The following is a 14,415-nucleotide window of genomic DNA, read 5'->3' as shown; positions in this document are numbered from 1 at the left end:
TGATTCTTAATTTCCCCCTAATATATTGCTATTCCAGTTTCTTTATCAAACAAATATATTTTGTCTATATTAAATGCTACTTTTGCATATTCTCCTGAAACAATTCTACTTTGAGAATTAACCCTGGCCGTAATAGTTGTGCCGTATTTATCAAAATATATAAGGTTCTCAGAGCCTAATTTTTCAACAACTTTCACATATACATCAACATAAAGTTTATTTTCAATATTTTGAGAAAAAACAGCATCATAAATGTCTTCAGGTCTTATCCCCATCACCATTTCTTTACCGTTTATATTTGCTATAACTTTTTTAAATTTTTGAGGTATATCAAACATCGTATTAGAATTACCGTCGCTTAATATTATTTTGTTTCTTTCAACTTTACAATTTATAAAGTTCATGGAAGGAGCACCGATAAAACCTGCTACAAACATATTAACTGGTCTATTATAAAGTTCGTCAGGAGTAGCAATTTGCTGAATTATTCCGTGATTCATTACGATAATTCTTTGTCCCAATGTCATTGCTTCCACTTGATCATGGGTAACATATACTATCGTAGTTTCTAGCTTTTTATGAAGTTCTGCAAGTTCTACTCTCATCTGAACTCTCAACTTTGCATCAAGATTTGATAAAGGCTCATCAAATAGAAAAACTTTAGGATTTCTAACAATTGCTCTACCCACAGCGACTCTCTGTCTCTGTCCTCCTGATAATTCCCTCGGCTTTCGATCTAATAATTCACTTATCCCAAGTATCTCCGCTGCTCTTTTCACTTTTTGTTCGATTTCCGTTCTAGGAACCTTAAGATTTCTTAAACCGAAGGAAAGATTTTCATAAACGGTCATATGTGGATATAATGCATAATCTTGAAATACCATAGCAATATCTCTATCTTTAGGTGGAAGATAATTAACTAATTTCTCGCCAATATATATATTGCCTTTTGTTTGTCTTTCAAGACCAGCAATCATTCTTAAAGTTGTTGTTTTACCACATCCAGAAGGTCCAACCAACACTACAAATTCTTTATCTTCTATCGTAAAATTTGCATCATTTACCGCTATTACTTTACCTCTTTTTTCATCAATAAATTCCTTAGTAACATGTTCGAAAACTATTTTTGCCATTTATAACTGTCCTCCTTATCCTTTTATAGCCCCTATAGTAATACCTTGTAAAAAATACTTCTGCAAGGAAAAGAAAAGTATGAACATAGGAATCGAAGCAATTACTGCACCTGCCATCATTGGGCCATATAATGTACTGTCAGCAAATTTAAACGATGCTAAACCCACTTGAATTGTTCGCATCGCACTTGTTTTTGTTACTAAAAAAGGCCAAAAGAAATCATTCCATTGACTTACGAACGTAAATATTGCCATCACAGCTATCCCAGGTTTGGCAAGTGGAAATATTACCTTCCAGAATATTCCAAATTCACTACATGCATCTATTCTTGCTGCATCTATCAAAGTCGATGGAATAGATGTCATATATTGTTTCATTAAAAATATGTTGTAAACAGATACTAATTGCGGCAATATTATTGCAAAATAAGTATCAGCTAAATTAAATACATTAATCACTAAAACATATAGGGGGATCAAAGTTACTTGTCCAGGTATCATTATTGTACTAATTAATATCCAAAATATTGTATTTCCTCCTGGAAATTTAAGTTTAGCAAAAGCGTATCCTGCCATAGAAGCAAATAATACATTTGATAAAGTTATAACTGTCGCAATAAATAATGAATTGATTAACCATCTTAATACATATTTGTTAAATGTAAAGAAAAATCTATAAGAAGCAAAAGTAAACTCTCGAGGAATCAAATTAAAATGCATAGTAGCAGATAAATTTGGATCTGTGAAAGAAGTGGTTAACATCCAATATAATGGAAATATTGTGAATATAGACCACAAAATTAGTAATGAATATATTAATATCCTTTTAACATAAAATGTAACTCCTTTTTTTTCTCTGTAAACTGGTATTTCTTCTTCTCGGACTGCCTCAATAGTTGTATTCATATAAAATCCTCCTTAATACTCTACATCAGAACCTAAATACTTAAATTGTAATACAGATAATCCTACTATAATAAGGGCCAGCACAAAAGACTCTGCTGCAGCAACACCAAAATCAAAATATTCAAAAGCGTCTTGCCATATAAGATAAGCAATTGTAGTAGTTGCATGATTCGGTCCACCACTTGTCATAAGATATGCCGTCATAAACGCCTGTGATGAACCTATTATACCAGTAATCAACATATATAGTGTTATGGGTTTTAATAAAGGCCATGTAATATTTCTAAATTTAGACCATGTCCCAGCTGCATCTATTTCAGCGGCTTCGTAAATTGTCTTTGGAATACCCCCAAGTGATGCTAAATATAAAATTATTCCGCTTCCATGTCCGCCTATATATGTCATAAGCATAAGAGAAAATAAAGCTGTATCCATTCTGCCAAGCCAATTTATATTTGGAAAACCAAATAAACTCAAAAATTTATTCAGCAATCCGTCTGGCGTAGGGTCATACATTATGAACCATACTAAAGACAGCGTAACACCAGACGCTACAGCAGGTAGATAAAATGTGGCTTTGAAAAAAGTTTGCGACTTTTTATCAAGCTGAAATATCAAAAGTGCCAAACCTAATGATATCAAAATGTTTACAGGAACTGTTCCTATAGTATATACTAGAGTAGTATAAAGCGCTTTCCAAAATAACTTTCGCCTAAATATGTAGGAATAATTTTCGATGCCAACCCATCGAGACCCCATGACTTGATATTCCTGAAAACTCATCATAAAAGCTTTTATTAAAGGATACAAAGTAAAAGACAAAAATATTATTACTGGAAGTGCAATAAAAATATAACTCCACCCATAGTCTCGTAAAAACTGTTTTATCTTTTCAGATTTTCGGTTATATATCATCATTTCCTGCATAGTATCTCTCCCTTATTTATATTAAGCCTAAGGGCAAACGCCCTTAAGCTTAATATATATTATCTCCAAAAATTTCTCGTGCTGCCTTTTTTACATCTTCATACATTTTTTCCGGTGTAATATCGCCACCAAGCAAAGCAGGATACTCTGCCTTTATAATTTCGTCATAAAGTTTTTGTGCTTTTTGAGATATTGCAGGATCCAGTTGGACTGGAGGTAATACATTTTTGAATAATCTATCTACTTCTTCTTTATTCTCTGGTTTCATAGTATATTTATCTTTCCACATTTGATCACCGGATTTTGTAACCTGAGGTAAAAGCAAAATTTTTGCGGAGATACCTGCGTATCCTGAAGTTAATGCTACAAGAACTTTTCCTACATTTCTCAAATGCTCTTCCTGACTTACAGGACCATTATAATTCTTTTGCTTGAACATCGAATATCCATCAACACCACCTGGTGTAATCGCTTTTTGCCCCGCAGCATGCGGCTCAGGGAGTAAGACAAAATCAACAACTTTCTGATCCGGCGGAGCTGTTTTTTCTTGAACTTTTTTGTTATTATCACCAATAACAACCTCATAATATGGCATTGCTTTTCCAATAATCATTGCTTGTTCTGTATAAAAAAGTTCCATTCTTTTTTGTGGTGTTATCTGATTTGATTCTTTAGGCATTATTCCTTCATCTATCAATGACCTTATAAATTTCAATGTTTCTAAAAACTTAGGATCTGTATACGTAAATTTCCCCTTTTCATCAACCATGTATGGAAGGCCATTATTCATTAACATGTGATTAAGCAATTCTGTAATATCAACTCCCGCTCCATGAAAAACAAAGCCATATTGCTGTTTACCTTCCGCATTTATTTTGGTACCTTTTTTAGTAAGTTCCTTAAACTCGTCCCATGTCCACCCATTTTCCTGGATTTTTTTCCAATCTATACCTGCATCTTCCATTAACTTTTTATTCCCTGCTATAGTATGTATCTTCATATATAACGGCAAGCCATATAATTTACCACCTACTTTCATATATTCGAGCGCAACAGGATAATAATCACTCAATGTTTCTTTATCAATATAATCTTCAATAGGTACTGCAAGTCCCGTTTGTACGTATTTTGCTGATGGAACAATAAACATTAAATCCGGTGGGTCACCAGCATTTATAGCTGTATCAAATTTTTTAACTCCTTCTGCCCATGACAACACTTCTACTTGAATTTCTATATTTGGATTTTTGCTTTCAAAGTCCTCTTTTATTTTTGCAAAGTTTTGTTCATAATCTTTTTCAACAGGAAATGTCCATACCTTTACAATATCTTTTTTTGCTGAAGAAGCTTCTCCATTTGGTTGATTAGTAGTCTTTGAACATCCTGACAACATTGAAGTAATAAAAATTATTGTCAAAAGAATACTAATTAATTTTTTGGCTTTCATTTTTTTACCCCCTATTTTTTTATTTTTTAACCGGATTCCCGGTTAATCACATATCTAATTTCTATCCTCCTTTAATTTTATCGCTTCTGCAATATAGCCGCCAGCCACATCAAGAAGTTGTTTGGCTCTATCTTTGTCTAAATTTGTTACAATCATTAAAATTGTTAGTTTCACATTGTAATTAGTTTCATTAAGTATGCTTTCAATTATCCTTTCCTCGGCACCTGTTGCTAATTTTACAATACGTTTTGCTCTTTCCATTAATTTTTCATTATTAGCTTGCAAATCAACCATCAGATTACTATATACTTTTCCCATCTTTATCATTACACTTGTTGATATCATATTTAATACCAATTTTTGTGCAGTTCCTGCCTTCATCCGCGTTGACCCCATTATAACTTCTGGTCCTACCACCGGTGTAATCAGTATATCTATTATATTTGAAAGGTTTTCATTGGGGTTACAAAACAAACCAATTGTAAGAGCTCCTACTTGTTTTGCATATTGCAATGCACCTATTACATATGGTGTTCGTCCACTTGCCGAAATACCTATAACACTATCATTAACTGTTAAATTTACATTGATTAGATCCTGTCTCCCAGCTTCCACATCGTCTTCTACGTTTTCCATTGCATTCCTTATTGCTTTATCTCCTCCCGCAATTATCCCAATCACAAGCCCCGGATCAGTACCAAATGTAGGAGGACACTCAGATGCATCAAGAATACCTATTCTCCCACTGGTACCTGCCCCTATGTATATCAATCTCCCCCCTTTTTTCATTTTCTCTGCGATGCTATCAACAGCTTTAGCTATAGAAGGTATAACCTTTTCAACGGCTACAGCAACTTTCTTATCTTCATTGTTGATTTTTTTTAGCATTTCAATTGTGTCCAGTCTGTCTATATCCATTGTTTCAGGGTTTCTACCTTCAGTGATTAATTCATCTAATATCATAGTACCAAATCCTTTCTATAAACTGTTTTTTCGTTTATTTATATATTTTTCGTATTGATAACGCTTCTGTTGTATTTTCAAGAAACTTAACAACATCGTTGTATTTTCTTTTTGCTACAAGAATAAAAAGTATATCAATAACAGTTAATTGTGCTATTCTGGAAGCTGTTGCACCAGATCTAAACAAAGGCTCTTCTGATGATACAAAAAGATTTATATCAGCTACTTTTACCAGCGGAAATTGTCCAAATTTAGTTAAACTTATCGTAGTAGCACCCGCTTCTTTAGCTACTTCTAAAGCCTCTACAATTTCTCTTGTACACCCTGAATATGATATCCCAAAGGCAACATCTCCTTTCTTTAAATTTGCTGCTGACGTCAATTGAAGATGAGTATCCTGATAGGCAGTACAAGGTATATTTATTCTTGCAAACTTTAACATCGCATCATATGCCACAGTTCCTGAAGCAGCAACTCCATAAAAATCGATTTTGTTAGCATTTGATAAAGCGTCAACAGCTTTTATTATGCTCTTTACGTCAAGCAAAGAAATTGTGTTATCTATTGCTTGCTTATTAAAATTTGCAATTTTTTGAATAACATCTGATACATCGTCATCATCAGTAATACCGCCATCAAGTTTTTTAGTTTGTTTTGATAAAGATACAGCAATTTTAATTTTTAATTCCTGAAATCCTTTTAACCCAATAGTTCTGCAAAATCTCACAATACTGGCTTCACTCGTATCACAAGCCCTTGCAAGCTCATTAATAGATAATTCTGTAACAACATCAGCATTATCTAGTATATATTTTGCAATTTTAGCTTCTGATGGTTTAAAAGTTGCTTCCAATTCTTTAATTACTGTCAAAATATCCGTCATAAAAACCGTCCTTTACCTCTATAAATTTTTCTTTGTTATTAATATATTCGACGTAAGTTGTAAAATTCCTTCTTAAATTTTAAAAAAATATGTAATTTTACTTCTCGAAATTTTTATAAAAAAGGCGGATATAATTTCCGCCTATTCCATACCATCACTTCGTTATAAGTTTAAGCTCAGCTGGTATAAATTTTTCTACCTTTTCACCTTTTAGATATTTGTCAGCCATTTCTACTCCAAGAGAACCTATTAAAGCTGGTTGCTGAGCAATCGTTGCAGCCATTTTGCCATCTTTTATAGCTTTCAACGCATCATCTGTCCCATCAAATCCAACTACTAAAATTCCTTGCCTATTTGCACTCTCTATTGCCTTTATTGCACCTAATGCCATTTCATCATTTTGCGCAAATACTGCATCAATTTTAGGTTGGGCTTGAAGGATATTTTCCATTACTGATAAACCTTTTGAACGATCGAAATCAGCAGCTTGTTTTGCTATAATTTTTATATCTGGATATTTAGCGATAGCTTCATCAAATCCTTTGCCTCTATCTCTGGCAGCAGAAGTGCCTGGTATACCTTCAAGCTCCACCACATTCCCTTTACCATGAAGTGCCTTTGCAATAAACTCTGCTGCCATTTCTCCACCTTTTACATTATCTGAAGCTATGTGACAAATAACATCTCCACCATTTGCAGACCTGTCTAAAGTAATAACTGGTATATTTTTGCTATTTGCTTCTTTTATCGCATTAACTACAGCATCACTATCTACAGGATTTATAAGCAAAACGTCTACTTTTTGCTGAATTAAGTCTTCCACATTAGAAAGTTCTTTTGAAGAATCATTTTGGGAATCGGCTACTATTAATTTATAACCTAATTCTTTTGCCTTAGTTTCTGCTCCATCTTTCAATGTTACAAAAAACGGATTATTAAGCGTCGATATAACTAAACCTATTGTCTTTTCTCCTTTAGCATTTGAAGTATTGGTGGTATTACCTGTACTGCATCCAGCAATTAACGCAACAGTTAAAATAAATGTTAATAAAAGGAATAAAATTTTTGATTTTCTCATAATTCAACTCTCCCCTTTTAATTAAATTTTTAATTTTTAAAACTTTTTGTTTTTATTTAAAACCTTCCTAAAACACCCCCTTTATCTACTTTCTTTTTTGTCTAATGCTATAGCAAGTAATATTACTGCACCTTTAGCTATAAGTTGATAAAAAGGCGAAACATTAAGTAAATTTAAGCCATTATTTAAAATGCCTATTATCAAAGCACCTATTAGAGTACCTATTACTCCCCCTTCACCACCTGATAAGCTTGTACCTCCAAGTACAACTGCAGCTATGGCATCAAGTTCAGCACCTTGTCCTGCTGTTGGAGCTGCGGAATTTAACCTTGAAGTAATTATCAAACCACTTATTGCTGCTAAAAAGCCACTTAAAGAATACACAAATAGAATTATATTGTTGGTATTAATACCAGCCAATTTAGCAGCCTGTATATTGCCGCCTGTAGCATAGACATATCTCCCAAGTCTATTATTCTTTAAAATGTAATAACCTATCGCAAAGATAAGAACCGTAAGAATTATTGGTACAGGTATCGGCCCAATATAACCGTTGCCAATATAACCAAAAGCCGCACCTAAACCCGTTATTGGTTGTCCATTGGTATATACAAGTGTTAGACCTCTTGCTACTGTCATCATGGCAAATGTCGCAATAAAGGGTGGTATATTCCATCTAATTATGACAAAACCATTAAAAAATCCTAAACCGGTACCTATTATTAAACCTGCTAATACCGCTATAATTAATGGAGAACCGTCTTTTAACATGCCAGCTGTAATTGCACTTGAAAAGGCTAATATAGAACCTACAGATAAGTCTATTCCACCTGTTAATATTACAAACGTCATACCCACAGCCATTATTGCATTTAGGGAAGTCTGTCTTAAAACATTTGTAAGATTATAATAATCTAAAAATCTTGGTGATAATATTGAAAATACAACGATTAACCCTACTAAGCCTATCAAAGATTTTGCTTTGAGTAAAAATTCACTAATATTTATTTTTGTTACTTTTTCTCCCGGTAAATTCAACTCATTCCCCTCCTACAGCTTTTAACATTACCTTTTCTTCTGTCGCTTCTTCATGAAGTATTTCGCCTGTTATCCTTCCTTCATGCATTACAATAATTCTATCGCTAATATTCAAAACCTCTGGCAATTCTGAAGATATTAAAATTATACCAATACCTTGCTTTTTTAAATTATTAATCAATTTATATATTTCATTTTTTGCTCCAACATCAATGCCTCGAGTTGGTTCATCAAGAATAATTAATTTAGGATTTGTCAATAAACATTTGGCAATAGCAATTTTTTGTTGGTTTCCTCCACTCAGTTTAGATATTTTTTGATTTATTGAAGAGGTCTTAATGTTTAATTTTTCAATCATTTGGTTTACTAAATATTTTTCTTTAGAATGGTAAATAGTGCCTATATAATCAGAAATACTTTTTAATGCTGAAAGCGTCATATTTTCTTTTAAAGTATGCTTTAATATCAAACCGTCATTTTTTCTATCTTCAGATAAATATATTATTCCATTATCAATAGCATCTTTTGGATTATTTATCTTTAGCTCCTCATTTTCAAGATAAATTTTACCTGAGGTTTTCTTATAAAAACCAAATATTGTTTTGGCCACTTCGGTTCTTCCTGCACCAATTAAACCAGCAAACCCTACTACTTCGCCTTTTCTGACTGTAAAATTAATATTTTCAAACAAACCCTTCACACTAAGATTTTCTACTCGCAATATTTCCTCTCCCAGCGGAACAGATTCACGAGGATATTGTTCTTTTAGTTCTCTTCCAACCATCATTGTAACTAACTCATCACGTGTAACTTCGTTAATTTTGCCTTGAGAAATAAAGCGTCCATCTCTTAAAACAATATAGTCATCACAAATTTCAAAAATTTCATTCATTCTGTGAGATATATAAATAATAGTTCGGCCTTCTGATTTAAGCGATCTTATGACCTCAAATAATTTCTTTGTCTCTGCCTCTGTTAAAGCAGCGGTTGGTTCATCCATTACTAATATCTCAGCATCCATCAATAAACTTCTAGCTATTTCAACCATTTGTTGTTCTCCAACACTCAAGTACTTTACCAGTCTATTAACGTTTATATTCATACCTAATTCGCTAAGCTTTTTAGCAGCTTCTTGCTTTATTTTTTTCCAATCTATAGCGTTAAATGATTTTAGATATTCCCTCCCTAAAAAAATATTTTCAGCAACACTAAGTGATGGTATAAGATTGAGCTCTTGATGAATCATAACAATGCCATATTTTTCAGCATCTTTGACATTCCTTATATTTACTTCTTTCCCTTTTATATAAATACTTCCTTCATCTTTTTCATAAATGCCGCAGAGAATTTTCATCAAAGTTGACTTTCCTGCCCCATTTTCACCTAATAAAGCTAAGACATGACCTTTATAAAGAGTTAAGCTTACATTATCCAGAACTTTAACATTGCCAAATTTTTTCGTTATATTCCTCATCTCTAAAACGGGTTCCAAAAATTATTCCCCCTTTGGATTGTTAAAATTCCACACCTGACTCTAAAATAATATTTGCATATGGCTTATATTCACCAGTCCTAATAATAGCTTTAGCGTTTTTTGACATTGCCTTTAAATCTTCATGGCTAATAATTATTAGCTTTTCTCCAAATAGCTCGAGAAGGTATAGGTATAAATCGTTATTTTTATCTATCATTTCTTTCGCAATATATGCTTTTTCTACTCCCAACTCAGTAAGTACCGTATTTAATGTATCTTTAAAACTCGGTATCCCTTTTGTTAAAGCAATATCAATTCTTTTAACACCATCTGGTATAGGTAATCCACTATCAGCAATCACCAACAAATCTGTATGCCCTAATCTTGCAACAACTTCTGAAATTTCACTATTCAGCAAATATGTCTTTTTCATTTGTTATAACTCCTTTCTTTAATAAATTTTTCTACCTCATCTCTATAAGGCAAGGATGACTGAGCACCTTCTTTAGTAACCGTTAATGCTGCTACGTATGTAGCAAATTCTATTGCACTTTCAATGTTCTTCCCTTCACTTAATGCCACTGCTAATGCTCCTGTAAATGAATCACCCGCTGCTGTTGTATCAACAGCAGTAACTTTGATCGCATCAAATAGTTTTTCTGTATCCTTATTGATAAAAAAGCTTCCTTTTTCTCCAATAGTTGTTATAACGTTTTGAACCCCTTTGTCCAACAAATATTTTGAGGCCTTTTTTATATCTGCAATTGTTTCTATTTTACTTTTGGATAAAAAAGCCAGTTCTGTTTCATTGGGAGTTAAAATGTAAACTTTTTCTAAGAGCGTATCAGGCAATTTACATGCTGGTGCAGGATTTAATATGACTTTTATACCTTTCCGGTAACATAAATCCACTACAAATTCTACTGTCTCAACTGGTATTTCTAACTGAATTACACACATTTTTGCTTCATCAAAAATATCTTCGTGTTTTTCTATTTGCTCTATATTAAGCCTTTTATTTGCTCCCTGATAAACAACTATGTTGTTTTCTCCTCTTTCACTCACATTAATATAAGCTGTACCCGTCGGTATTTCGTAATCAAATTCTATCCCTTTAACATCTATGCTATCAATTTTTAAGCCCTCATATAATTTCTTACCATATTCATCATTTCCCACTCTGCCGATCATAAAGACCGTTCCACCCAACCTTGCAATTGATACCGCTTGATTTGCGCCTTTACCGCCGCCGTAATTTTTCAAATCATAAGCAATAACTGTCTCACCAACTACAGGAATATGCGGAACTCGTATCACAACGTCCATATTAATACTTCCAACAACAACTATCTTCTCCATCTTTTTACCACCTTTAGCCAATATTTTTTGTGCTTTGGCGTATTATCAACTGGGGTTTAAAATTAATAATTTTTTTCTTTAACTTTTTCCCTTCTACAAGTTTTATTAGCATTCGAGCAGCAGTCAGTCCCATATCATATGCAGGTTGCTTTATAGTAGTTAATTGTGGTTCTAGTATTTGAGAAAGCTGTATATCATCAAACCCTACTATTGAAATATCATCTGGTATCTTGTACCCATATGAACGTATTGTTTTGTACGCTCCATATGCCATTAAATCATTGCAGGCAAAAATAGCTGTAACATTTTCATTATTACCTAACAACTTTTCAGTTCCAATTATTCCACTGTTTATCTTATAATCTCCTTCAAATATCAACCTTTCATCCACATCCATACCATTTTCTATTAATGCTTTTTTGTATCCTTCTAGTCTTTCTTTGGCACTTTTTGTATAAAGCGGTCCCGTTATACACGCAATTTTTTTATGCCCTAAATCTATGAGATGTTTTGTCGCAATGTAACCACCTTCATAGTTATCAAGAAAAACTCCGTAAATGTCTTCAGAATCAACACGTCTATCCATTATGACAATAGGAATACCACTCTTGACAAGTTCCATAATGTGTTCATGTTTAGGAATAGAACTACTGGTAAATATTATACCATCGACATATTTTTCTTTTAGTGCATTTATATACTCGCTTTCTTTCTCCAAATTGTCATCTGTATTGCACAAGAAGACGTTGTAACCGTAAATGTGAGCACTATCCTCTACACCACGGGCAAGATCAGGAAAGAATGGGTTAGAAATATCAGGAATTATAAGGCCGATAGTTTTAGTTTTTTTAGTAACTAATCCTCGTGCTATTGCATTAGGTTGATAACCCAATTCTTTCACTAATTGAAGAATCCTATTTCTAGTTTCTTCACTAACCCCTTCACTTTTATTGTTTATAACTCTCGATACTGTTGTAATTGATACATTCGCTAGTTTTGCAATATCTTTTATTGTTACAGCCATAAATTCATCACCTATTAAATTTGGTTTAACGTTTTAGTAAAACGCTTAACTATATAGTAAAATAAAAATGACATTTTGTCAATAATAAAAATAAAAATTTTTTATAAGGTTAGTTGTGGTTAGTTGTATAATTAAATGCAACAAATAAAAAGGGAGATATTTTTGCTCTGGATATTAAGAATATAAAATGTTAAACTTAGTATAAGAAGAGTTTTAAAGGGGTGTTTAATTATGCCTTTACCAAAAAGAGAGGATATTTATACTTATGAGGATTATTTAAACTGGCCAAATAATCAAAGAATAGAATTAATAAACGGGCAGATTTATTTAATGACTCCTCCATCGACAGTTCATCAAAGAATATCAAGAGAAATATTTACAAGCTTCGCTGTATATCTTAGAGGTAAGCAATGTGAAGTATTTAGTGCACCTTTTGGAGTAAGGTTTCCTTCTGGAAATGAGAAAAGTGATAAAGAAATAAAAACTGTTGTAGAACCCGACATCGTGGTAGTATGCGATAAGTCAAAGCTGGATGACGAAGGATGTAAAGGAGCTCCTGATTTAATTGTTGAAATTACATCACCTTCAACTGCAAGTAGAGATAAAATAGAAAAGTTTAATTTATACGAAAAGCATGGAATAAAGGAATATTGGATAGTAGAACCAGATGACAAAGTTGTAAGTGTGTTTATTTTGCAGGAAAATTCTAGATATGGAAGACCTGATGTATATACTGTAGGAAATAAAATTAAAGTCTCTATCTTTGAAGATCTAGAAATAGATTTGAAAGATGTATTTGCTTACTAAAACACCCGTGCATTTATTATATAGAAGCATTATTATAAAATCAGGGCTTTTTGTGCCCTGATTTTATACTGTCATTTTTAATATTTCAACACATCATGTAATCAAAGCCCTGGATATGCAAACAGCTCTGAAATAACAAGCGATACTGCTCCAATTGCTCCTGCATGAAATTGAAGTTTAGAGGTTTTGATTTTTACTTTGTGATATCTATAAACAAGACACTTTTTTTCTACTTCTTTCAAAATCTCATCCAAAATCAAACCTCTTGCTAAAGACAACGTATTTCCAATAATCACAAGTTCCGGGTTAAATGTATTTATTACATTGACAATTCCCACACCCAATTTCCTTCCAATTTCTTTTAAAGCCTCTACTGCAATTTCGCTTCCTTTTTGAGCATAATTTATAATATCAAGAGCACTAAGTGTATTAAAATTATCTTTATTTATATAATTATCAGATTTTCCCATTATCAACTGTGTATGTATATAATCGAATAGTGCTTTCTCTGAAGCATAATTTTCCCAGCATCCGGTATTCCCACAACTACATTGATGGTCAAGTATATTTATTGTCATATGCCCCATCTCTCCTGCTAGCCCTACTGTCCCTCTGTACAGTTCTCCATTGATTATTATTCCTGTCCCAATTCCAATTCCAGCACTTACATATACAAGATTGTTGTATTTAATTCCTGCTCCAAACCATTTTTCCCCTATTGCTCCTACATTTGCTTCGTTATCTATGTGTACTTTAATTTTGAATTTATTTTCTATAATTTGTTTAAGAGGCACATTTTCCCATTTTAGATTTGGTGCCATCAGTACAGTACCTTTTTTGTAATCCACAATGCCTGGCACACCAATTCCAATACCTAAAATTCCCCTGATAGTCTCAGGTGCATTTAAAATTGCTTCGTCAATCAATTCTATTAAACGCTTAATAATAGCCTGTTGACTTTCACCAATTTTTACATCTACTTTCTTTTCCCAAATGACATTTGCCATTAAATCAGTCAAAACAATTAATATATAGTTCACATCCAAATCAATACCTATTATACAGCCAGCCTTGTTATTGATGCTTAATATAATTGGTTTTCTACCACCTTTTGATTCTCCAGGCCCTTCTTCTCTAACAAAACCTTCGTTTATAAGTTCATCAACAAGAAAAGATACAGTTGACTTGTTTAAACCAGTAATGTGGGCAATATCCGCTCTTGAAACATTCCCTTTTTTTCTTATGGTATTGAGCACTATTGATTTATTTATTTGTTTAACTAATAATTGATCTGCTGTTATCATCTGTTCACCCTTCTATTTATATTGTAGTTTCTAGTGTGAATTATAGCACATTAAATCTTAAAAGAAAATTAA

Annotated in this window: 14 protein-coding genes; 1 reads left to right on the top strand and 13 read right to left on the bottom strand. The window is 32.8% G+C overall.

The genetic code is table 11. The features are described from left to right. Positions 1-17: 17 nt before the first annotated feature. From TMATH_RS01370 to TMATH_RS01315, 12 genes are all read right to left on the bottom strand, one after another. Complete coding sequence (locus TMATH_RS01370) at positions 18-1,133, bottom strand: ABC transporter ATP-binding protein (protein WP_013149692.1); 1,116 nt, start codon at positions 1,131-1,133, stop codon at positions 18-20. Positions 1,134-1,148: 15 nt separating this feature from the next. Further along, positions 1,149-2,039 carry a carbohydrate ABC transporter permease gene (locus TMATH_RS01365; RefSeq protein WP_013149691.1) on the bottom strand — a complete coding sequence of 297 codons (891 nt, stop codon included), beginning with the start codon at positions 2,037-2,039 and terminating at the stop codon, positions 1,149-1,151. Positions 2,040-2,051: 12 nt separating this feature from the next. Further along, positions 2,052-2,966: a carbohydrate ABC transporter permease gene (locus TMATH_RS01360; protein ID WP_013149690.1), complete on the bottom strand. Its 915-nt coding sequence runs from the start codon at positions 2,964-2,966 to the stop codon at positions 2,052-2,054. Between the two features lie 49 nt (positions 2,967-3,015). Then, positions 3,016-4,413, bottom strand: coding sequence for an ABC transporter substrate-binding protein (locus tag TMATH_RS01355; RefSeq protein ID WP_013149689.1), 1,398 nt, complete (start codon positions 4,411-4,413; stop codon positions 3,016-3,018). Between the two features lie 54 nt (positions 4,414-4,467). Beyond that, positions 4,468-5,376, bottom strand: coding sequence for an N-acetylmuramic acid 6-phosphate etherase (gene murQ / locus TMATH_RS01350; RefSeq protein WP_013149688.1), 909 nt, complete (start codon positions 5,374-5,376; stop codon positions 4,468-4,470). 34 nt (positions 5,377-5,410) lie between these two features. Continuing rightward, positions 5,411-6,259: a MurR/RpiR family transcriptional regulator gene (locus TMATH_RS01345; protein ID WP_013149687.1), complete on the bottom strand. Its 849-nt coding sequence runs from the start codon at positions 6,257-6,259 to the stop codon at positions 5,411-5,413. Positions 6,260-6,413: 154 nt separating this feature from the next. Next, complete coding sequence (rbsB, locus tag TMATH_RS01340) at positions 6,414-7,337, bottom strand: ribose ABC transporter substrate-binding protein RbsB (protein WP_013149686.1); 924 nt, start codon at positions 7,335-7,337, stop codon at positions 6,414-6,416. Between the two features lie 81 nt (positions 7,338-7,418). Next, complete coding sequence (locus tag TMATH_RS01335) at positions 7,419-8,375, bottom strand: ABC transporter permease (protein ID WP_013149685.1); 957 nt, start codon at positions 8,373-8,375, stop codon at positions 7,419-7,421. A 1-nt stretch (position 8,376) separates the two neighbouring features. Further along, entirely contained in the window at positions 8,377-9,867 is a 1,491-nt protein-coding gene (locus TMATH_RS01330) for a sugar ABC transporter ATP-binding protein (RefSeq protein ID WP_013149684.1), read from the bottom strand. A gap of 22 nt (positions 9,868-9,889) precedes the next feature. After that, positions 9,890-10,282, bottom strand: a complete 393-nt coding sequence (gene rbsD / locus TMATH_RS01325) for a D-ribose pyranase (RefSeq protein ID WP_013149683.1) — start codon at positions 10,280-10,282, stop codon at positions 9,890-9,892. Beyond that, positions 10,279-11,208, bottom strand: coding sequence for a ribokinase (gene rbsK, locus TMATH_RS01320; RefSeq protein ID WP_013149682.1), 930 nt, complete (start codon positions 11,206-11,208; stop codon positions 10,279-10,281). Before rbsK ends, rbsD begins: the two co-directional genes overlap by 4 nt. Positions 11,209-11,221: 13 nt before the next feature. Further along, a complete protein-coding gene (locus TMATH_RS01315; protein ID WP_013149681.1) occupies positions 11,222-12,232 on the bottom strand; it encodes a LacI family DNA-binding transcriptional regulator in 1,011 nt (336 codons plus the stop codon). A gap of 231 nt (positions 12,233-12,463) precedes the next feature. Here TMATH_RS01315 and TMATH_RS01310 point away from each other — a divergent pair, with 231 nt between their 5' ends. Continuing rightward, positions 12,464-13,039: a Uma2 family endonuclease gene (locus TMATH_RS01310; RefSeq protein WP_013149680.1), complete on the top strand. Its 576-nt coding sequence runs from the start codon at positions 12,464-12,466 to the stop codon at positions 13,037-13,039. A gap of 101 nt (positions 13,040-13,140) precedes the next feature. Here the strand turns inward: TMATH_RS01310 and TMATH_RS01305 are convergent, their stop codons facing one another. Further along, a complete protein-coding gene (locus tag TMATH_RS01305) occupies positions 13,141-14,343 on the bottom strand; it encodes an ROK family transcriptional regulator (RefSeq protein ID WP_004399909.1) in 1,203 nt (400 codons plus the stop codon). Positions 14,344-14,415 lie beyond the last annotated feature (72 nt).

The organism is Thermoanaerobacter mathranii subsp. mathranii str. A3 (assembly GCF_000092965.1).
In the GTDB taxonomy this organism is placed as follows: domain Bacteria; phylum Bacillota; class Thermoanaerobacteria; order Thermoanaerobacterales; family Thermoanaerobacteraceae; genus Thermoanaerobacter; species Thermoanaerobacter thermocopriae.
Note: the sequence above shows the minus strand (reverse complement) of the source record. Positions and strands in the feature narration are given on the sequence as shown.